Raw genomic sequence first — 21,783 nt, forward strand, 5'->3', positions numbered from 1 at the left:
GAGACTGGTTTAGTTTACACCAGCTAGGCCAGTCAAGGAATAATTTAAAGTGTAATATATAACAATGAAAAAGAACCTGTAATTAGAATCTTCTAATTACAGGTTCTTTTTTGCAGAAATTGGTATTATTATATAAATATTTAAGAAAGTAAATTTTTAACTTTGTTGTAACTAAGTACGTTTTTTAACATAGTATAATATAGACCCAAAATGGAGGGATTATAAATGAGAAATATTATACTTTATTTAAATGATGATACCTTTATATCAAGAAAATATCCAGATAAAAACTTTAGTTTTTTAGAATATTGTTTAATAGGAACTAAATATTCAAGTACTTTTGTAGAAGAAAAACTTCTTACTTTTTTCAAAGTAAGAATACCAGAAATATTAAAAGATAAAAATATACTAAAAGCAGAGTTATTTATTCATATTAATTCAGATAATAATTATATTTTTAATGAAAAAATAGATATTGAAGTAAAAAGAATAACCGAATATTATAATTCAAGGACTATATCATGGAATGATAAATTGCCTATAGAAAATATTGAAGGATATTTACCAATTGGTATAAGTGATACATCTAACTATATATGTTTAAATATTACAAGTATTGTAAAAGCATGGGCGGTGGGCAAGTATCCTAATTATGGATTAGCTTTATCTTTAAATTATCCTTGTAAGATTATAGAGTTTACATCTAGTAGAGGTCGTAACAAACCATATATACTTATAACATTTGAAGAAAGAAAAAAAGAGTGCTGTCCTCCTAAATTCGGATGTCCTCCAATTAGAGTTACAGGTCCAACCGGACCAAGAGGCCCAATGGGAAGCACAGGAGCAACAGGACCAACCGGAAATACCGGAGAAATAGGGCCAACAGGAGCGACTGGTCCAACTGGAAACGCAGGAATAACAGGGTCAACTGGAGCGACTGGTTCAACAGGAAACACAGGAGTAACTGGAGAAATAGGCCCAACCGGAGCAACAGGTCCAATAGGAAACACAGGACCAACTGGAGCAACAGGCCCAACCGGAAATACTGGAGAAATAGGTCCAACAGGACCAACCGGAAATACAGGATTAGAAGGTTCAATGGGAGCAACAGGACCAACCGGAAATACTGGAGAAATAGGACCAACCGGAGCAACAGGCCCAACAGGAAACACAGGAACAACAGGAAACACAGGAACAACAGGAAACACAGGAACAACAGGAGCAACAGGACCAATCGGAAATACTGGAGAAATAGGAGCAACCGGAGCAACAGGTCCAACCGGGAACACAGGAGCAACTGGAGAAATAGGACCAACTGGAGCGACAGGACCAATAGGAAACACAGGACCAACTGGAGCAACAGGCCCAACCGGAAATACTGGAGAAATAGGAGCAACCGGAGCAACAGGTCCAACCGGGAACACAGGAGCAACTGGAGAAATAGGAGCAACCGGAGCAACAGGTCCAACCGGGAACACAGGAGCAACTGGAGAAATAGGACCAACCGGAGCAACAGGTCCAATAGGAAACACAGGACCAACTGGAGGAATAGGGCCAACCGGAGCAACAGGTCCAACCGGAAATACCGGAGAAATAGGTCCAACAGGCCCAACCGGAAATACTGGAGAAATAGGACCAACCGGGGCAACAGGTCCAACAGGGAACACAGGAGCAACTGGAGCAACAGGTCCAACAGGGAATACAGGAGAGATAGGGCCAACTGGAGCAACAGGTCCAACAGGGAATACAGGAGAGATAGGGCCAACTGGAGCAACTGGCTCAACAGGAAACACAGGATTAGAAGGCCCAATGGGAGCAACAGGCCCAACTGGAAACACAGGAGCAACTGGAAATACAGGGTTAGAAGGTCCAATGGGAGCAACAGGCCCAACCGGAAATACCGGAGAAATAGGACCACCTGGAGCGACTGGTCCAACTGGAAACACAGGAGCAACTGGAGAAATAGGACCAACCGGAGCAACAGGTCCAATAGGAAACACAGGAGCAACTGGAGAAATAGGACCAACCGGAGCAACAGGTCCAATAGGAAACACAGGACCAACTGGAGAAATAGGAGCAACCGGAGCAACAGGTCCAACAGGGAACACAGGAGCAACTGGAGAAATAGGACCAACCGGAGCAACAGGTCCAATAGGAAACACAGGAGTGACAGGACCAACAGGACCAACCGGAAATACAGGAGTAACAGGAGAAATAGGACCAACAGGAAACACAGGAGCAACAGGAGCGACAGGACCAACCGGAAATACTGGAGCAACAGGTAATTTCTCACAGCCAATTGCTAATTTTCTTGTAAATGCTCCATCTGCACAAATCTTAAATAATGGGGAAGCTATAAAAAATTGGCAAGCAGTATTGGGGAATAGTTCAAGTATAACAGTGGATGCAAATGGTACATTTAAAGTAGAAGAAAATGGTGTGTACTACATTTCAGTTTCATTAGCATTGCAACCAGGTTCATCAAGTATAAATCAATACTCTTTTTCTTTCTTATTTCCTATTTTAGGAGGGAGAGATTTAGCAGGTATCACTACTGAGCCAGGTGGTGGAGGTGTGGTTTCTGGATATTTCGCTGGTTTTCTATTTGGTGGAACTACATTTACTATAAATAATTTTTCATCTGTGTCTGTAGGAATAAGAAATGGTCAATCAGCAGGGACAGCGGCAGCTTTGACTATATTTAGAATAGCTGATACTATTATGACTTAACTTTATATTTAATATTAATATATGTATAATAAAAAACTGTTTCAAATATATATTTGAAACAGTTTTTCTGTTTAAAAATTTTATATTATTTAAAGTTCTTGATTGCAGTAGTTAAATTAGGCACTAGTTGTTTCTTTCTAGATACAACACCTGGTGCAAATGTACCTTGAACACCTTCAACACTAAATGCATCAGCAATTAATCTATCTTCTGCCTTATAGATTAAATAAGAGCCTTCTTTAATTATGTCTGTAACTGCAATAACTAATTTATCATAATCAGTTGAATTTATATAAGATAAAAATTCATCTTTTTTAGCAAATATAGAATCTATATCTAAAGTAAATACTTGTCCAATACCAACTTTATATCCACTCATATTGAATTCTTTAAAGTCCATATTTACTATTTCTTCTATAGTATATTCATCTAAAGAAGTACCACATTTAAACATATCCATAGCATATTTTTCCATATCTACATTTGCTATTTTGCTTAGTTCTTCACATGCTTTTTTATCCATGTCAGTTGTTGTTGGAGATTTGAATAATAATGTATCAGATAATATAGCAGATAAAAGAAGTCCAGCTATTTCATAAGGTATCTCAACATTATTTTCTTTATACATTTGGTAAATTATAGTACTATTACATCCAACAGGCATAACTCTAAAAGACATAGGAACATCAGTAGAAATACCACCAAGTTTATGATGGTCAATTATTTCAACTATATTTGCTTGTTCAATTCCATCAGCACTTTGGGCATATTCATTATGGTCAACTAAAACAACATTCTTTTTAGTTGGGTTCAATAGATGCCCTTTTGAAATCAATCCTAAAAACTTATTATCATCATCTAATATAGGATAAGATCTGAAGTTTGTCTCTAGCATGATTTCTTTAATTTCATCCATGTAATCATCTTCTTTGAATGTAATTAAATTTTCTGTAGCCTCTATAGAGTCTAAGAAACTACATTGATTTATCACATTAGAAGTTTTATAGTTATCACTTTCAACAGAAACAACAGAAACTCCATTTATTTTAGCAAGAGCTAGTAAATCTTTTGAAATTTCTGTATGATTAGTAAGTATTAAAAGTTTAACTTTTGTATCAATAGCATATTCAATACTATCATATCTATCGCCAACAATAGCTATGTCTCCCTCTTTTAGAGTCTCTATTAGAGTTTCCATACCAAATGATAGAGTAACCACTCTACCTTTTACATCTTCACCACAATCCACAAGAATAGTACCATTAAGGTTTTTACAAATATTTGATAGTGATGTGTGTATAGTTGTAAAGTGTTGATGAAGTAGGTTTTTAGCTATTTCTTTCATAGTAATGATACCAGCAAAAGTTCCATCATCATAAGTTACAGGTAGTGTCTTAACATTTTTTTCATCCATAAGATTATAAGCTTCTAATATAGATGAAGTTGGAGTTAAAGGAACTACTTTATCATAATTTAAATCTCTAACTTGTATTCTAACATTATCTAAAATTTCAGGTGCATCTACCTTAAAGTAATCTAAGGCATATTTAGCCTCTTTTCTGATATCTCCCAAAGCATAAGCTGTTGCTTTTATTCCTAGTTTGTTCTTTAAATGTGCTAATGAAATTGCAGAACATATTGAATCTGTATCTGGATTTTTATGTCCGAAAACTAATAAACTCATTTTAATACTCCTTTCAAAACTTGAATATAAATAATAATTGATAAAAATATTATATCAAAAGGTTGTGGGTATATGTTGTAAAAAGAAAAAAATTTAATGAAAAAATATTATATAAAATTTTATTTCTTACATAAATACAATGAATTTGATATAAAAATCATTATGATATTATACTTTTACCCAATTATATTCTCAATTAAATTTACTTTTATTTGAAATAAATCGATTAAATATACCTGCGAAAAAATTAATTAATATGATAATAAACTAAAAATTTATAAATATTTTATACTATAAAAATTTTTGTATATATGTTATAAGTAAAAAATTAACGGATTTAACATAAAAATTATTTATAGATATGAAAAGTATACTAAGTATGTATTGATTTAAAAATAACTTATATAAACTATACTAATTTCAGTTTATATATTTTTTAAAATTATACGGATGTTGTAGAACGAAAAATTGCATATAAGTCAAAAATAAGTGTTATTTTATGAAAATATGACAAAAATTTTATATGTTATTTATGCAAATAATACATAAATAACATATAAAATTTAATAAGTAAAAAAAGTGAAAGATATAAATTATCATTTTAGTATTTTATTTAGTCAAAGTAAATTATTCAAATGAAAAATATCTCATTTAAATAAAAAATTTAAATAAAAGTAAAAAAAATAATGTATTTGTTAAAAAATAAATTGACAAAATATTCAGAAAAAAACTTCTTGACCTAGAGAGACAAAGTAAATAAAATCTAAGGTATAGACATGAAATCTATAAAAATATTTTAAGTATAAGTTAAAATATAGATGATGTATTTAAGATTTATAAAAATAGGCGATACATAATTATTTAGGGAGGTTTTTAGTATGGAGAAGAAAGAAAAAGCTGTAGAAAAATTAAATGTTGAAGTATGTAGTCCTGAAATTGTCAATAGTGTTGAGACATTAAAAATGAGGCTAGAAGAAATCAGACTAGCACAAAAAGAATTTGCAACATTTACACAAGAGCAAGTAGATAAAATTTTCTTAGCTGCTTCAACTGCAGCAAATCAACAAAGAATACCTCTAGCAAAAATGGCAGTAGAAGAAACTGGTATGGGTATTGTTGAAGATAAGGTTATAAAAAATCATTTTGCTTCAGAGTATATTTATAATGCTTATAAAGACACTAAAACTTGTGGTGTTATAGAAAAAGATGAAGCATTTGGTTTCACAAGAATTGCTGAACCAGTAGGTGTTTTATCAGCAGTTATACCAACAACTAATCCTACATCGACTGCAATATTTAAGTCCCTAATAGCACTAAAAACTAGAAATGGTATAATTTTCTCTCCTCATCCAAGAGCTAAAAACTGTACTATAGAAGCAGCTAAAGTTGTACATGATGCAGCAGTTAAAGCAGGTGCCCCAAAAGGACTTATAGGTTGGGTAGATGTACCTTCAATTGAACTTACTAACGTTGTTATGGCAGAGGCAGACCTTATATTGGCTACTGGTGGACCTGGAATGGTTAAATCTGCATATTCTTCAGGAAAGCCAGCTGTTGGAGTTGGACCTGGAAATGTACCTGCAATAATAGATGAGAGTGCAGATGTAAAAATGGCTGTTAGTTCAATATTAGTATCAAAATCATTTGATAATGGTATGATATGTGCTTCTGAGCAAGCAGTAATAGTGCCAGAAAAAATATATGAAGAAGTTAAAAAAGAATTTAAATATCGTGGAGCACATTTCTTAAATAAAGAAGAAACAGAAAAAGTAGGAAAAGTAGTAATAATTGATGGTTCATTAAATGCTAAGATAGTTGGTCAGCCAGCTCATGTGATAGCTAAAATGGCTGATGTAGAAGTTCCAAAAACAGCTAGAATAATAATTGGTGAAGTAGAATCTGTTGAAGTAGAAGAACCTTTTGCACATGAAAAACTTTCTCCAGTACTTGCAATGTACAAATCTAAAAGTTTTGAAGATGCAGTTGCTAAAGCTGAAAAATTAGTTGCAGATGGTGGATATGGCCATACATCTTCGTTATATGCAGACTCTATAAATCATCCAGATAGAGTAGAGAAGTTTGTAAATGCTATGAAAACTTGTAGAGTATTAGTTAATACTCCATCGTCACAAGGTGGTATAGGTGACTTATATAACTTTAAATTAGCACCATCTCTTACTCTTGGTTGTGGTTCTTGGGGTGGAAACTCAGTATCTGAAAACGTAGGAGTGAAACATTTACTTAATATCAAGACAGTAGCTGAAAGGAGAGAGAATATGCTTTGGTTTAGAGCACCAGAAAAGGTTTATTTCAAAAAAGGTTGTTTAGGTGTAGCAGCAAGAGAATTTAAAGATGTTATGGATAAAAAGAAAGCCTTTATAGTAACAGATTCTTTCCTTTACAATAATGGATACACTAAGAAGCTAACTGATTTGTTAGATGAGATGGGAATTAAGCATACTACATTCTTTGATGTTGCTCCAGACCCAACATTAGCTTGTGCAAGAGAAGGAGCTAAGGCTATGGCTGATTTCCAACCAGATTTAATAATAGCTGTAGGTGGAGGTAGTGCAATGGATGCTGGTAAGATAATGTGGGTAATGTATGAGCATCCAGAGGTAGACTTCCAAGATTTGGCTATGAGATTTATGGATATAAGAAAAAGAGTATATGCATTCCCTAAAATGGGTGAAAAAGCATACTTTGCTGCTATCCCAACATCAGCAGGTACTGGTTCAGAGGTAACTCCATTTGCAGTTATAACTGACCAAGATTCAGGTGTAAAATATCCATTAGCAGATTATGAATTAATGCCAAACATGGCTATAATCGATGCTGACATGATGATGGAGATGCCACCAAGATTAACAGCAGCATCAGGTGTTGATGCCTTAACACATGCACTAGAAGCATATGTGTCTATGTTAAGAACTGAACCAGCTGATGGATTAGCACTTCAAGCAGGTAAAATAATATTTGAATATCTACCTCGTGCATACAAAAATGGAAAGAATGATAAAGAAGCAAGAGAAAAAATGGCAATGGCATCTACTATGGCTGGGATGTCTTTCGCAAATGCTTTCTTAGGAATTTGTCACTCTCTAGCACATAAACTGGGTGCATTCCACCACGTTCAACATGGTGTTGCAAATGCATTATTAATAAATGAAGTAATTAAGTTCAATTGTGCAGAAGCTCCAAATAAGATGGGTGCATTCTCACAATACAGATATCCTGATTGTATACAAAGATATGCTGAATTTGCTTCTTTTGCAGGAATCAAGGGAAATACAGACCAAGAAAAAGTAGATAACCTTATAAAAGCAATAGATGAATTAAAGGCAAGAGTAGGACTTCCTAAAACTATAAAAGAGGCTGGGGTAGAAGAATCTAAATTCTTAGAAGGATTAGATGCTATGGTTGAACAAGCTTTTGATGACCAATGTACAGGAGCTAATCCTAGATACCCATTGATGAGTGAATTAAAAGAGATATATTTAAAAGTTTATTATGGTAAATAATATTTATTGTACAATATAGGTTCTATTAGACTTGAATATAAATTATTAGATTTGAATATAAATAGATTTTTATTAGAGTCGTATATAAATAGTTTTTAATAATACATTATAACTTAAATCTTAAACGGAAATGATAAAAAGTTAAGAAATTCATATTGATTTTGAATATGTGTATTTAATCAATTAACTTTAAAATTAGTCGGAAAATTTTTTTATTACATATAATTTTAAAGCAGAATATATAAAAAACTTTATGAAAAAATTATAAAAATATTCAGAAAATTCTATTGACTAATTTATTTATCATGATATAATAAGTTTAGAAAACAAAAAGAATTGGGGCCTATTAAGGCCCCCTTACTACTTTTTGATAGATTTATTTAGAATAACTTTCTCACTTTGATTTTTTATATTTATTATAGAATCAGTATAATCTACTTCAAAGTTAGCAAAAGCAGAGAATAAATCTATGTCCCTTAATAAATGAATTGTCATACATTGATTGTTCTTATTTACCCTTAGAATCAATGCTCTTACAAAGGGAAATTGGATTCTAGAATTAAATAAGTTAGAACCGTCAGTATCTATATCTAAGCTACGATAATTAATATCTATAAATACATCTACATCATCGTTTTCTTCTCTTATTATTCTATAGTCAAAATCCAAGTCTAAATTTAAATTACCTAAAACCAATAACATTTAAATCCTCTTTTCTATAAGTAGTTTTAGAGTATTAGTTTAACTAAGCTCTCCATCTATTATAGATATAATTCTATCTGCTTTTCTAGCAATATTTTCATTATGTGTTATTATTATAAGAGTTTGGTTATATTTTTTTATAGAATTTTTTAGTAAATCCATGACTTCTTCTGTAGTTTTACTATCCAAATTTCCTGTTGGTTCATCTGCTAGTATTATACTCGGTTTTGCAGATAAAGCGCGTGCAATAGCAACTCTTTGTTGTTGACCACCAGATAATTGATTTGGAAGATGATTTTTCCTCTCACCAAGACCCAATAAATTTATAATGTCTTCGATATATTCTTCATCGACTTTTTTATTGTCTAACTTTAGTGGTAATTCTATATTTTCTTTTACATTTAATACTGGAATTAGGTTATACTGTTGAAAGACAAATCCTACTTTTTGTCTTCTATATTTTGCTAATCTTTTATCTGAAAGGCAACATATATCTTTACCATCGACTTTTATAGTCCCGCTACTTGGTCTCTCAAGACCGCCTACTAAATGTAGAAATGTGCTTTTTCCACTTCCACTTGGACCAATTATCGCAACAAATTCACCCTTATTTATTTTTAAATTTGCATCCTTTAGTGCATGTACAGCTGTTTCCTTTTTTCCATAAATCTTACCTAAGTTAAGAATCTCTAATATAGGCATAATTAATCCTCCTATTCTGTAATGTTTATAGCTTCAACTATACTAATTTTATTTATTTTCCTTAATGGAATATATGTAGCTAGGATACCTACAATTATGTTTGCTAAAACAACTAGGATATATATTTTGTAATCTATTGAAAATCCCAAGCCATATGATACAAAGCCTTGCATATAATACATTTTAAACTGTATTATAAGTCCTGAAATGATGGTAATTACACTTGAGAGTGTTCCATATAATATTCCTTCATAGAGTATCATATTTTTAAAGCCTCTCTCAGAAATACCAATAGCTCTCAACATTCCAAATTCACTAGTTCTTGAAGTTAAGTTATAACTTATGTTATTTATTATGTTAAGTACACTAATTATAAACATTACTGTTACTATGCCATAACTATAAATCAAAGACCTAGATGTCATCTTATCAGAATTTTCTTTTTCTACCATCATATCTACTGTTGTAGTTCCAGGAACTTCACTTCCAATTTTACCTAGAAGTCTATTTATTTTTTTCTTGTTTGCATTTTCATTAATGTCTGTATAAACTAAGTTATACTTATCTACACCAGTTAATTTTTTTAGATATTCGCTACTCGTTATTACATCTACACCATCATCTCCAGAGTACATACCATTATCTGCAAAAGGATAACTTATAATAGCTCCAACTTTAAATTCATATTCTAAGTATTCATAATTATCTTTTAAACTTTCATAAAGTCCTGTATCCATTCCAGCCTTCGGGTATTTAACTTTTATAGTATCACCTACCTTTATATCTATAGCTGGTGTCCCTTCACCAGGAGTAAAGGTCTTTGTATATTTTTGTGTTTTAGAAATTTCTGGTACATATACTATAGCTAAGTTTTCTTTTTTCATTTTTTTCAAGTTTATACTTCCACTTACTAAGTAATCTTCTAATGAATTTATCATCTCATCATTATAACCTTTTAACTTTTGTTTTAATGTATATTTTCCAGTAGTCTTATTTTTTATAAATAAAGGATTTTTCTTATAATAAGGAGCTGAATTTATAGCTTCGTAGTAATCTAATCTATTTATTTTATTTACCTCTATTCTCGTGTTTAAGATGCTAGCAGTTTTGACTTTGTCAATTCCATCTATATTTTTAATTTTATCTATCTGATTATCATTAAATCCCCTTATATCTTTAAAAGAGGTATTGCTACCAATTTCATTGAGATAAGTATTTGATAGAATAAAATCTGCATTCATATATACTTGCTCTTGAATGTTTTTGTTTTTGACATCTAAAAAAGAATATTTATAATTGTCTTTTATGACAATTATACCTCCTATACTCATAGATAATACAATTATAAGGAATCCCTTTTTATTTCTAAAGATGTTTTTTGCAGATATAGATTTTGTTACTGACATATTTAAAGTCAATTTTGATATTAAAGAATTAACTTTGATTATATTTTTATCAGTTCCAAAAGTTTTTCTTATAGCATCAATAGGAGAAATTCTTCTTATCTTTAAATATGTAAAGAAACTTATAATGAGTATTGTCAGTATTATACATGCAATTGATAAGAGGATTATTTTATCTGGAATAACAAAAGGAGTAACATTTATATTTCCTTCAAATTGAATATTTCCTGCAAACCTATTAAATATTTGTGCACCTCCCATACCTGTACATATACCTAGAGGCATTGCTATCAGAGCAAGTATGAAAAGTTCATAAAACATAAGTTTGAAAATCCTAAAGTTAGTGGAGCCAATAGCTCTTAAGATACCATATTCTTGTACTCTTTGGTATATTGATATAACATAGATACTATAGATTACAATACCAGAAAATATACTCATAGCAATTGCAACATATTTACTTGAATTATCTAAAGTACCATTTTCCATAGTAGCGTCTATAAGCATTGAGTTTCTTCCTACGCTTTTCTCATCCAACATAGCATTTTTTACTATATTGTCTATGTTTGTATTTATATCACTGCCTTCATTAAATTCAATAGAAGCTGTAAACTTATTCAATTTTGATTCATGTAGGTTTAAAAAAATTTCACATTTCCCCTTTTGTTTCTCTATAAATCTATCTTCAAGTATTCCTACAACTTTAAAGGTCTCTGGTTTTTCTTTTTGATATAATTTAAAAGTAAGGTTTTGATTTATTTCTGACTTTAAACCCATACTATTTAAAACCCATTTTTCTACCACCACCTCATTGTTAGCTTTTGGGAGGTGACCTTTTATAAGTTTAGATTGATTAGTTAAGTAATTTTTATTTGCATATTGTATGTTTATAGGTAATTTTTCATTAACATCTGTAGATGCATAATAAGATGTTATACCTAGGTTTTTAATATCTTTACCAGATTTTATGGATTCTAATTGATTTCTCTTTATATCTTTAAAGTATGCATGGTCAGTTCCAAGCTCTCTCTTTGATCTATCTACCTCTGCTTGTTGAGCACTTCTTGAGAGGGTACCAATACCAACAATGAGTGATGTAGCAAGAATTATACTTAGAGCAATTGCTAAAGACCTTGCTTTATAACTTTTTATGTATCTTAGTACTATTTTCAAATTATCTTTCATATTTACCACTTCCTTTCTTAGCTAAATCAATTATATGTTTATTTAAAATATATATCAAAGTAAGTATCTTCAAGTTTTGAGTACTTAATTGTACAAATTTATATGCATATTTACAAGTTTAATTAATGTACATGTAAATTTTGACTTTTTACATAATTTTTCTAAAATGATATAATCCTCATATAAAGTGTAGATGGGAGGGGAATTATGGAGAATAATTTTATATTTCCTATAGTAATACTAACTTTGTTTATATTTAGTAATCTTATAATGAATAAATACAGGTTTTATAAAGAATTAGACATATTAAAAAGAGGAATATTAACGTTTTTTGTATCGTGTTTTGTATGGATTTTATTCATGGAGGGTATTGAGTATATACAATTAAGTTTAGGATATAATTTTTTACTTGAAGGAGTATTAAATATTGTACTTTTTTTAATTTTAATTATTTTAAGCTTTTATATAGGATTTAAATTTATAAGATTACTAGACAATAACAATAAACAAGAGTATAAGCTACAAAAATTAGACAGTAAAATAAATCATAAGGACAATATAATCGTAAAATTAAGAAGTCAAAAACATGACTATTTAAAACATTTACAAGTAGTATATTCTCTATTAAATACTGGCTTAGCTGAAGATGCCAAAGAATATATAACGAATATATCAAATAGCTTTAAATCAAAAAATTCAAGATATGGGAAAGTATCTTATTTAGATGCTATAGCTTCCTTAAAATATGAGGAATGTCTTGAAAAGAACATATCTTTTGATGTATATATCCAAGATTTTATGGATAATTTAGAGATTGAACCTAATGATATGAGTTCAGTGCTATTAAACATAATAGACAATGCAATAGAATCTTTGTCTGCTATACAAAAGGAAAAGAAGTATATAAGATTACATGCATATGAAGATGAATTTCAGTATATTATAGCCATAAAAAATAATGGTCCTAAAATACATAATGTCGAAAGTATATTTTTGGATGGATTTAGCACTAAAGAAGGGCAAGACAGAGGTTTTGGGCTATATCTAGTTAAAAATATACTAGATAAGTATGATTATAGTATACTTGTAAATAGTGACGATTTTTTAACTGAATTTGTAATTTTAATACCAAAATATTATTAGTTAGGAGGAGAGAAGTCTGTGATAAAAGTTTTGATTTGTGATGATGATAAAATTGTAAGAGATGATATAGCAAATATAGTTAAAGAGTCTGGATATGTAGATTATGTTAAGAAAGTCAAGGATGGTATAGAAGCAATTGAATTTATAAAAAGTGAGAAAATAGACTTATTGATTATTGACATTGATATGCCATATAAAAATGGGATTGATTCTGCCAAAGAAATTCTTTCTATAGATAAAGATATACATATAGTTTTTGTAACAGGTTTTGCTGACTATAGTCTTGAGAGCTTTAAAGTACATCCTATAGATTTTATAGTTAAGCCGTTTAAAAAAGAAAAAATACTTGATTCAATTAATATAGCAATAGACCACATTAACTCTCATAAAATTGCAAAAAATAATTTTATAGAAGATACTCTTTTTGTATATAAAATAAGGAAACAGATACATATGATTAATTTTGATGATATAGTCATGTTTGAGAAAAATTCAAGAGCTATTAATTTATATACTAGAGATGAAGATACGATAAAATTTTATGAAAACTTTGATGATTTAAAAAAACGCCTACCTCCTAATTTCTTTATGACTCATAGACAATACATAGTAAATTTAAGACTTATACATAAGGTTATACCTATAAATAAGTCTTCTTTAGAGATAAAATTTATAAATTTTCAAGAAAGTGCTACTTTAAATAAATCTTTAGAAAAAGATTTTCTATACAGATTTTATAGGGTTAAAAGGTTTTAATGAAGAAAAAAATTTTCAGTGATATACAATATGTATGATGAAGATATCATATAAATTTGCTATAGTTATAAATTAATTCGTATAAAATATAATATAAAATATAATATAAAACATATTGGACTTTCATGGAAAATTAGAAAGCCCAATATGTTTTAGAGATAAATCTTATATTTATAAGTTGCTTAAGATACTAGGGTCTTTAATCTTATTATCTTCAGCAAGTAATAAGATTTTAGACATAATCTCAGCAGTCTTAGGGTCTTCATCAGCAAAAGGAAGGAATATCTTTCCTCTACTTTGAGAATGTACAGGAAGTATATTTAAAGCACCCATTCCTTTTTTATGTACGATACCAGAACCCATATGTACAGAATACTCACCTAAATTGCCTACTATAAGAGCATGAGACCCTTCAAAATTGACATTTTTAATCTTTAACAATAATAGCAATTCTTTAGCAATTGCTATACGCATCTCTACAGTAGAATGGCTTGTTTCAGGGTCAACACCACCAGCATGAGCGACACTTACAACGAGGTCTATATCACGCATAACTTCTGAAAATAAAATTGGAGGTATTGAAGCCAATTCTAAGCTTTTATAAGTCTTTCTATCAAAGAATTCTACTGTTTCAATAGTAGGGGGCTCAATATCTGCTGGCGAAAACCAATCAGCAAGTGCAAACATTTTTGCTACTATATTTTCTTTATAAAACACTTTTTGTAAACCTTCTTCATAATCAACAGTCCAAAGCTGATTTCTAAGAAGTGCTACAGTTTTCTTTGGCTGGATTTGGTGTCCAGCATATCTACGAGATATAGTTTTTTCAGATAATTCATCACTATTTATTCTATAATACTCGCGAAATACTTGCTTAAATGGCTGAACAATTTGCTTATTAAATAAGTCATGTTGGAATTCACTCCATTTACCAGATTCAAAAAGATGAACCGGATGTGCAAGTTTTAATTTATTTTTTGCTGTTAATTTAGAAGTCTCGCCCTCTATATTGCAAATAAAGAACTTAGACTTATCATTATAAACATATCCAATATTATCATCGCACACCCACACTAGATTCTTAATCAAAGGGCAGATAACTGGGTTTTTATAAATATTGGAGATTTCTTTAACTGTAAATATTATTTCATTTTTCATAGCTTGTTCTAAACTCTGTTTTGCACGAGAATACTGACTCTTTAAATCTTTTTGAACAGATTTAAGTTCAAGTACATATGGATGTTTGGCAATGGCTTTTGGTATACTTTTTAAAGCTTTATTACCTTTCTGGACTTTAGTAGATGCTTTACCATTTTCATCAACATCTATCCAAATTGAAGTTCCATCAATATCTTTTGGCTTAAATAAATGAGAGACTTCATTTAGTTTTTCAGTTTCAAGAGCCCACATCATACGATTGACATCTCCAAATCCAGCACTTCGAGCTAGATTTTCTAGCGCTATTGTACAAGCTTTCGATTCACTTTCACGACGTTGTGCTCCAAATTGTTTACTTTCTTTAGCAAATTTTTGGATAAATTCATAACGGAAAGTTGCTTCTTTAAGGTCTCCTTTTTTCATAGGAAGTAAAGAAAAACTTCTCAGCTTGTCTTGATTTCTATTTGTTTCAATTTCCTTCATTAACATGTCCTTATCAAGTTTACCGAGTGTAGCATCAGCATAAAGTTGTGCACGTCTATGAGAGTTTCCACCACTAGTTATATACTTAGCTGATTTGTAAAGTAGATTGAATCTTTCTTCACCAATGGTCTTATATGAATCCAAAAACCAGTCTATATCAAAAGCCCCATCGATAAAACTACGTGGTGAAATAGGGGAGAATAGAGCAACTTCTGATTCTTTTTGCGCAGAAAATCCTTCATTTATGTGTGCATGGAAGTACCAAATTGTACTCTTTAGACCCTTCCAGTTTAAATACTTTTCAATTATATTGACCCATTGAGGAGCATACATAGCAGCTTCTATCAATCTTAATTCAGTAATATCAGTGTCTTTAAGCAATTTTTTTAATTCTTTTGAGTCATCTTCTTTAGTAGGATAACAATTTTTAAGTAGAGAACTTAAAACATCTTTCTTTGAATAATTGTTACCATATGAATATCCCCTTTGAAAAGTTTCTTTACCAAGAGCAACTAATAGATTTACAAAATAATTTATACCTTCAAAATATTGTATGTTATTAGCTAGATGAGAAACTTCTGTTGGCATATCACCTCTACGTGATTCAATTTCTATAACTCTATTTGTAACAGTTTTTAAATTGTTTTTAAGCCAAGGATACTTTTCTAATGTGTCGCCAGCCCATCTAGGATTTGTTAGTGTTCTTATTATATTTGATGAATTGTATCCACTTATAATTTCTCTATTAACTTGTTCTTCAGTCATTAATCCTAATTCATGAGCACGAGCAAATACACCTATGCTAGTATAAAAAGGAAACTTATATTCTAATAACTGATAATTTGAAAATGTAGTATAGAAAAACTTAGTAAAAGAAATATCATCATAAATAAATGAATTTGCTTTATCAAGCCAATAATTTAAAATAGGGGCATCCAAAGCAGGGCAGTATTCATTTTGTCTATAATAGTTTTTAGTAAATTCAACTCTTTGTTTTTTACATTGTTCTGTAGTTAATAAATTTCTTAGTTTATAATATATATCTAAACAATAGTCAAATATCTCTTTATGGTCAAACTCATTTAGTAAAACTCTTAGAAGTCTTCTTGTAAGTGCATCGAATTTTAATTTATCAAGTCTTGCATATATTTTCTTTTGTTTTTTATAGTCAAGAACATTTGAATAGATAGACGAAAACCAACTTTTTTCTATTTCATTATATCCGCATGTATTTATATTATAAAATAAAATATCAAGTATTAATTTGTAGTCTAAATCGAGTTTTTTACTAATTCCCCTCCAAAGTCCTGCCAATGGATAATTATCAAGAGTATCATTAGAAGTCTTATATTTAATAGGAGTCAGATTATAAGTAGAGTAACCTAAAAGTACTTTTTCTACATTACCTGACCATCTTTCAACTTCATATTCATAGTCTGCATTTTCAGTAATAAGTTCATCAAATTTTTCATAAACTTGTATTATTTTATTTATGTCTGTATCAAGAATTTTTTTAGCTTCTTTTTTTGTTGATATAGAAATAGATTCTTCACCTGAAGATAAACTTATATTTGAAATAATTTTATTAAGTTTTGATGGAGTAGAAGAATCATCTTTAAAAGTAAATTGTTCAGGAATTTGAACCTTGTCTTTAGGATTATATATTCCAAACCCATTTTCTTTACAATAATCATTTTTTGCTTTACCTAATAAATTATCAATTAATATTTGAACTTGAGATGTATTCTTTTTAGATTTATCAATATCTTCTATCAGTAAAATAAGCTTATTATATAGTTTTTGTCTATTAGTATTGTCTTTTAATAAGTTTACAATTTCAAGACCTCCAAGACATTTTTGTGAATTTGAAGATTTTATAAGAGAGGAAGCGATGTTCTCTAATTTTGAATCATCTTGTTCAAGTAAAATTTTTATTACAGTTTGTCTAATAGAGCTTGTCTTTAAAGAAAGTAGATTGGTTATTTTGTCTAGCTCTATATCTGTTAGTTCAAGCTTTCTAAGTAGACTTAATACAGTTTCTCTATTGGAAACACTCTTATCACTTAAACATTCTAGTAAGAACTCACGTTGTCTATCCGTTTTTGGTTCATTTATGAAGTTGACTATAAGTGAAGCTCTTAAGTCTGAGCTCATAAGATGACAATTTTCCATAAGAGTGTCTATAAATTGGGCATTCATATCGTATGCTGTTAATGTCATCATACATTTAAGTATATCGTGAGAAGAAATTTCAATCCAAGTCCATGGAAATACGCTTCCTGAAAAAGATTTAGTCTTTGAATTTAAAATTTCTAAAGTATGTTTTAAATTTTCAAATTGTTCTTTTCTAGCACTAAAGTCTTTATCAATTGGAGTGTTTGACAGGTCAAAGTCAGTTTCTCTTTTTTGCCAATTATAGTAGTAGCCAACAGAACTTTCTACATAGAAATTTCTAATTACCCATGCTAGAATTTCTAAATCATCTCCCTTGATATTTTTAGATGCTATTGAGTGTTTGAAATATGTACTTTCTGTATGTGACAAGAAGTAAAGACCTACAAGTTTTTTATATTTTTCCTGACAAGAAAGTAAATCTTCAATAAGAGAGTAAGAGTCATATATATTGTAAGTTGCAGTAGACCATAAAGCAAAATAAATTTCAAGATTATCATCACTATTAACTGATTCTGTACGGAAATTTTCATCAGTTAATGATTTATATGAAAGTTCTAAGCACTTACGTATTATTCCGGGTTTTTGGTCTGAAAAACCAAGTCCTGTCCATGTATCTAAGGCTCTTATAACAGAACTAAATCTCTCTAAATTATTGTCCAAGATAGTTTTTAACATGTATATTGATGCAGGAATTGTACCTTCATCTAAGCTCTCCACAATTTGTTGTCTAAGCCCTTCTTGTTGCTTAGCTGCCAAAAGAAGTTTAGAAAGCATTTCATAGCATTTCTCACTATGACTTTTCATAATACCAATTATCATTTGTCTTGTAAGTAGAGCAGTTTGATTCTCTCCAAATATTACTTCTTCCAAGGCATTGATTATTTCTTGATTACCTTTATCTATTTCCAGTGCTATTTTATCACTCATTACAGAGTCATAGTATAAGACCTTATTTGGAAGCGTAAGATAATCTATAACTGAGAAATCATAATAAATTAAATCTACATAGTTTGAAATAAATCTAATTATACTTCTAAAATAATCTACAAGTCTATTTGAGCGATAACCTTTACGATAATAGCCTCCTGAATATGTATAATCCATCTTTCTTTTAATTAACTTACAAAGTTCTTCTACTTGTTCAGAAGTAAGTATTAACTCCAAAGCATTTTTTAAGGGTCCAGAAAGTAGTTCATCTATATTTTTAATCTCATAATAATAGCAATTATAGTATTTTTTTATCATATTTAAGAATTTATCTTCAGGGTCTCTATAATAGTATGAGCTATTTTCTATACAGTCCCAGAGAGCTTTTGCTAAGTCATAATACTTTTTTGAAGAGGATTTAGTAATATTATTTTTTAAATTTTCAATTATTTTAGGATTTTTTTCTACTCTAGTACGTTCCAACATTTATGTACCTCCAAATTATTTATTTTAAAACATTCTTCCAGCAAGTAGGGTAAGTCTTATAAAGGTAAATATATCTCCATTTTTTAGACTTATAGGGGAATTAAGTTCTTCAATAACATCTTCATTTATAAGCACCTTGTAAATTCCATCTTCAAATGCTTGTAATGCAACTTCTATTGCTTTTTCTACAGATTGTTTATTTTCGTTATAAATAGAACCAAATCCAACTTTTCCAATATCAGCCTGAGATTCAATTTCTTCATTAGTTAAGAAGTTTATTATTGATTTTTCTGGGATTTTTTCATTATATTCAAGAACATTTTTAGATACAATTTCAGAGATAGCCTCTTTTAGGCAATTGATGTTGTCAGATAAATCAAAAGGAGTAAGTTCTAGCATAGGTTTACGTTTGCCAACGGCTTTAACTCTAAAATAAATTTGCATAAAATCACCTCGCAAAACATTAATTATATATTTTAAAATTTATCTATTTGTTATATTATATCATTTTGTGAATTATTAATGTGAATTATGAGATTATTTTACAAAAAATAGAAAAAAAGCTATCTTAAAGTCTAAAAAAGAAATAAAAGATAACTTTTAACTATGAGTATATAAAATTATAACCATACATTTATTAAATTTTAATTTTAGAATTACTTTTGGTATCTATCTTTTTTTATTTACAAATTTTGGTCCTAAATATTTTTTTATTTCTTCTTCAGGAGAAAAGTCATCAATAAGTATTTCTTTTCCAGTATCCTCAAATACTACAAGAACTTCACAGTCACCTTGTAAGAAAAATTTTCTAACAGTATCTTCTTTAACTTCTCTAACCTTTATTACATTCTTTTTTTCTTTCTCAAAGTCTTTTGTGTAATAACTTCCCATCATATTAATTATTTTTGTATATCTATTCATAAAATGCCTCCTTATGCGATTAAATTTTAAAAATATGTTATAATAATTGTTTGTATTAACTTAATAATTATAACAAGGAGTAATAATAATGACTAGTATAAAAAATAAAGATATTTTAAATTGTATAGATTATTCCATTAAAAATAAGCTCTTTGATGAATTAAATGATGTATATAAATCTTTGCCAACAGGAAATTGTTCTGGATGTGGAAGTTGTTGTATGGAATCAGTAGGTATAAATTTAATTGAGTTTTTGAATATATTTTGTTATCTTGAAGATAGAGTTGATTTAAAAAGAAGTTGTATAAGTAAGGTATTAGATTACTACTTTGAAGAGTATACAAGAAAGAATGCATGTCCATTTAAAGATAATAATAATAGATGTTTAATATATGAAGTTAGACCATTAAATTGTAGACTGTTTGGACATTGGAAAAAAGAGGACTATAATAAAAATTTAGATAATGTCACTAAGAAAAATAACGATTATAAAATATTGATGAAGAAACAATATGGATTTGAAATAAATGATGAAGTGGTAAATTATAGAATAAATTACTGTGATAGCTTTGTTCCAGACAAGGATTATTTAAGTAAATCTGAGAGATTAAGTTTTTCTGATAAACTTATGATATTAGATTCAAAGATTTATTCTAATGGACTCATAGATATAGATTTTAGAGATAGAGGGATAGTTGAATATTTTATAGAGTCATTACTTTATAGAGGCTTATCCTATAATGTAAAAATAAGGATATCTAAAGAGTACAAAATAAGAAGAAGAACTATTGATAGAATAAAAAGGATTGTTCTTGTAGATTCTCATATTAGTAAGTAATAAATTGTAGCATAAATATTGTCAAAATGAGGTGAAGAAGGTGAATCTTACAAAAGTAAAAGGAAATACCTTTTTTATAAAAGGTGGCACGAATACAGGAATATATGTATTTGAAGATAATACAGCACTTATGATAGACCCAGGGTTATGTGGTTCAAGACCTAGGAGAGTAAATAAAGTTTTAGATGAAAATGAAATACAAGTTAAATATATTATAAACACTCATGGTCATGATGACCATTATGGAGCATGTAATCAATTTAAAGAGTATTATAAAGATGTGTGTATAATGTCATCAAAATACGATAAATTATATATAGAAAATCCAGAACTATTTTCAAAGTATATTGTCGGGGGAAAGAGCAATGTATTTATGGATAATATTTTAAAAAATAAACTTTTGGATGATATAAAAATAGATAAATCTATAGAAGCTGGTAAGCTTGAATTAAATAATGAAATGTTTGATATAATTGAATTTCAAGGTCATACACCTGGAAGTGTCGCTGTTTTGACAAAGGATAAGGTAATTTTTGTTGGAGATTTATTGATAGGAGATGAAATTCTATCAAAATATGACTTCTTGTTTTTATATGATATACAAGAACAAATAAATTCATTAGAGAAATTAAAAGATATAGATTTTGAGTACTTAGTCTTAGGGCATGGCAAGCAAGTAATATCAAAGGAAGATTCTTATGAATTAATCGAAAAACATTTAAATGCTCTAAAAAAATATCTATATCAAATAAGAAAGTTACTTGAAGAGCCTAAATCTTTAGAAATTTTATTAAAAAACATTATAAATAACAATAATTTAAGCAATAATTATAAAGAGTATCATTTTTTTAAATCTTCATTAGTATCTGTTATAAGTTACTTAGTTGATTTAGGAGAAATAGGATATATATTGGAGAATGGGGAATTGCTTTACTATACAAAAACAAAATAAATTATGATAAAATAAAG

Annotated in this window: 13 protein-coding genes; 6 read left to right on the forward strand and 7 right to left on the reverse strand. The window is 29.4% G+C overall.

Annotated features, from left to right (window positions below):
- Nucleotides 1-225: 225 nt before the first annotated feature.
- Nucleotides 226-2,730 (forward strand): DNRLRE domain-containing protein, encoded by a 2,505-nt coding sequence (locus Q3223_RS11980; RefSeq protein WP_407812034.1) that lies wholly within the window; start codon nucleotides 226-228, stop codon nucleotides 2,728-2,730.
- An 85-nt stretch (nucleotides 2,731-2,815) separates the two neighbouring features.
- Here the strand turns inward: Q3223_RS11980 and Q3223_RS11985 are convergent, their stop codons facing one another.
- On the reverse strand, nucleotides 2,816-4,414 hold the full coding sequence (locus Q3223_RS11985; protein WP_054268916.1) for a putative manganese-dependent inorganic diphosphatase: 1,599 nt from the start codon (nucleotides 4,412-4,414) through the stop codon (nucleotides 2,816-2,818).
- A gap of 878 nt (nucleotides 4,415-5,292) precedes the next feature.
- Between Q3223_RS11985 and adhE the strand changes: the two genes are divergently transcribed.
- Nucleotides 5,293-7,935 carry a bifunctional acetaldehyde-CoA/alcohol dehydrogenase gene (gene adhE / locus Q3223_RS11990; protein WP_074179962.1) on the forward strand — a complete coding sequence of 881 codons (2,643 nt, stop codon included), beginning with the start codon at nucleotides 5,293-5,295 and terminating at the stop codon, nucleotides 7,933-7,935.
- Nucleotides 7,936-8,295: 360 nt separating this feature from the next.
- Here adhE and Q3223_RS11995 read toward each other — a convergent pair whose 3' ends face one another.
- Genes Q3223_RS11995 through Q3223_RS12005 form a run of 3 tightly spaced genes read right to left on the reverse strand, consistent with a single transcriptional unit; the run spans nucleotide 8,296 to nucleotide 11,927 of the window.
- Nucleotides 8,296-8,637 carry a hypothetical protein gene (locus tag Q3223_RS11995; RefSeq protein WP_021382906.1) on the reverse strand — a complete coding sequence of 114 codons (342 nt, stop codon included), beginning with the start codon at nucleotides 8,635-8,637 and terminating at the stop codon, nucleotides 8,296-8,298.
- 39 nt (nucleotides 8,638-8,676) lie between these two features.
- On the reverse strand, nucleotides 8,677-9,339 hold the full coding sequence (locus Q3223_RS12000) for an ABC transporter ATP-binding protein (RefSeq protein WP_407812035.1): 663 nt from the start codon (nucleotides 9,337-9,339) through the stop codon (nucleotides 8,677-8,679).
- An 11-nt stretch (nucleotides 9,340-9,350) separates the two neighbouring features.
- Nucleotides 9,351-11,927, reverse strand: coding sequence for an ABC transporter permease (locus tag Q3223_RS12005; RefSeq protein WP_407812036.1), 2,577 nt, complete (start codon nucleotides 11,925-11,927; stop codon nucleotides 9,351-9,353).
- A 207-nt stretch (nucleotides 11,928-12,134) separates the two neighbouring features.
- On the opposite strand from Q3223_RS12005, the gene Q3223_RS12010 reads away from it, so the two are divergent.
- Together Q3223_RS12010 and Q3223_RS12015 are read left to right on the forward strand one after the other, a co-directional pair.
- Nucleotides 12,135-13,070 carry a sensor histidine kinase gene (locus tag Q3223_RS12010; protein WP_407812037.1) on the forward strand — a complete coding sequence of 312 codons (936 nt, stop codon included), beginning with the start codon at nucleotides 12,135-12,137 and terminating at the stop codon, nucleotides 13,068-13,070.
- Between the two features lie 18 nt (nucleotides 13,071-13,088).
- Nucleotides 13,089-13,826, forward strand: a complete 738-nt coding sequence (locus tag Q3223_RS12015; RefSeq protein ID WP_009888197.1) for a LytTR family DNA-binding domain-containing protein — start codon at nucleotides 13,089-13,091, stop codon at nucleotides 13,824-13,826.
- 171 nt (nucleotides 13,827-13,997) lie between these two features.
- On the opposite strand, the gene Q3223_RS12020 is transcribed toward Q3223_RS12015, so the two are convergent.
- From Q3223_RS12020 to Q3223_RS12030, 3 genes are all read right to left on the reverse strand, one after another.
- Nucleotides 13,998-19,055 carry a DUF4132 domain-containing protein gene (locus Q3223_RS12020; protein WP_407812038.1) on the reverse strand — a complete coding sequence of 1,686 codons (5,058 nt, stop codon included), beginning with the start codon at nucleotides 19,053-19,055 and terminating at the stop codon, nucleotides 13,998-14,000.
- 24 nt (nucleotides 19,056-19,079) lie between these two features.
- Nucleotides 19,080-19,499: a hypothetical protein gene (locus Q3223_RS12025; protein ID WP_054268921.1), complete on the reverse strand. Its 420-nt coding sequence runs from the start codon at nucleotides 19,497-19,499 to the stop codon at nucleotides 19,080-19,082.
- A 225-nt stretch (nucleotides 19,500-19,724) separates the two neighbouring features.
- The gene (locus Q3223_RS12030; protein WP_054268922.1) at nucleotides 19,725-19,976 is read right to left on the reverse strand and encodes a hypothetical protein; all 252 of its coding nucleotides are present in this window, start codon (nucleotides 19,974-19,976) and stop codon (nucleotides 19,725-19,727) included.
- Nucleotides 19,977-20,064: 88 nt separating this feature from the next.
- Between Q3223_RS12030 and Q3223_RS12035 the strand changes: the two genes are divergently transcribed.
- Nucleotides 20,065-20,814, forward strand: coding sequence for a YkgJ family cysteine cluster protein (locus tag Q3223_RS12035; RefSeq protein ID WP_243194164.1), 750 nt, complete (start codon nucleotides 20,065-20,067; stop codon nucleotides 20,812-20,814).
- 40 nt (nucleotides 20,815-20,854) lie between these two features.
- Complete coding sequence (locus Q3223_RS12040; RefSeq protein ID WP_054268924.1) at nucleotides 20,855-21,766, forward strand: MBL fold metallo-hydrolase; 912 nt, start codon at nucleotides 20,855-20,857, stop codon at nucleotides 21,764-21,766.
- Nucleotides 21,767-21,783: the final 17 nt, after the last annotated feature.

The sequence above is a fragment of the Clostridioides sp. GD02367 genome, assembly GCF_045900275.1.
GTDB lineage: Bacteria > Bacillota > Clostridia > Peptostreptococcales > Peptostreptococcaceae > Clostridioides > Clostridioides difficile_A.

Bases quoted from the DNA above. Each gene is read 5' to 3' on its own strand.
- Q3223_RS12005 (WP_407812036.1), bottom strand. From the start codon at position 11,927: ATGAAAGATAATTTGAAAATAGTACTAAGATACATAAAAAGTTATAAA.
- Q3223_RS12010 (WP_407812037.1), top strand. From the start codon at position 12,135: ATGGAGAATAATTTTATATTTCCTATAGTAATACTAACTTTGTTTATA.
- Q3223_RS11985 (WP_054268916.1), bottom strand. From the start codon at position 4,414: ATGAGTTTATTAGTTTTCGGACATAAAAATCCAGATACAGATTCAATA.
- adhE (WP_074179962.1), top strand. From the start codon at position 5,293: ATGGAGAAGAAAGAAAAAGCTGTAGAAAAATTAAATGTTGAAGTATGT.
- Q3223_RS12035 (WP_243194164.1), top strand. From the start codon at position 20,065: ATGACTAGTATAAAAAATAAAGATATTTTAAATTGTATAGATTATTCC.
- Q3223_RS12000 (WP_407812035.1), bottom strand. From the start codon at position 9,339: ATGCCTATATTAGAGATTCTTAACTTAGGTAAGATTTATGGAAAAAAG.
- Q3223_RS12025 (WP_054268921.1), bottom strand. From the start codon at position 19,499: ATGCAAATTTATTTTAGAGTTAAAGCCGTTGGCAAACGTAAACCTATG.
- Q3223_RS12020 (WP_407812038.1), bottom strand. From the start codon at position 19,055: ATGTTGGAACGTACTAGAGTAGAAAAAAATCCTAAAATAATTGAAAAT.
- Q3223_RS12030 (WP_054268922.1), bottom strand. From the start codon at position 19,976: ATGAATAGATATACAAAAATAATTAATATGATGGGAAGTTATTACACA.
- Q3223_RS11980 (WP_407812034.1), top strand. From the start codon at position 226: ATGAGAAATATTATACTTTATTTAAATGATGATACCTTTATATCAAGA.
- Q3223_RS11995 (WP_021382906.1), bottom strand. From the start codon at position 8,637: ATGTTATTGGTTTTAGGTAATTTAAATTTAGACTTGGATTTTGACTAT.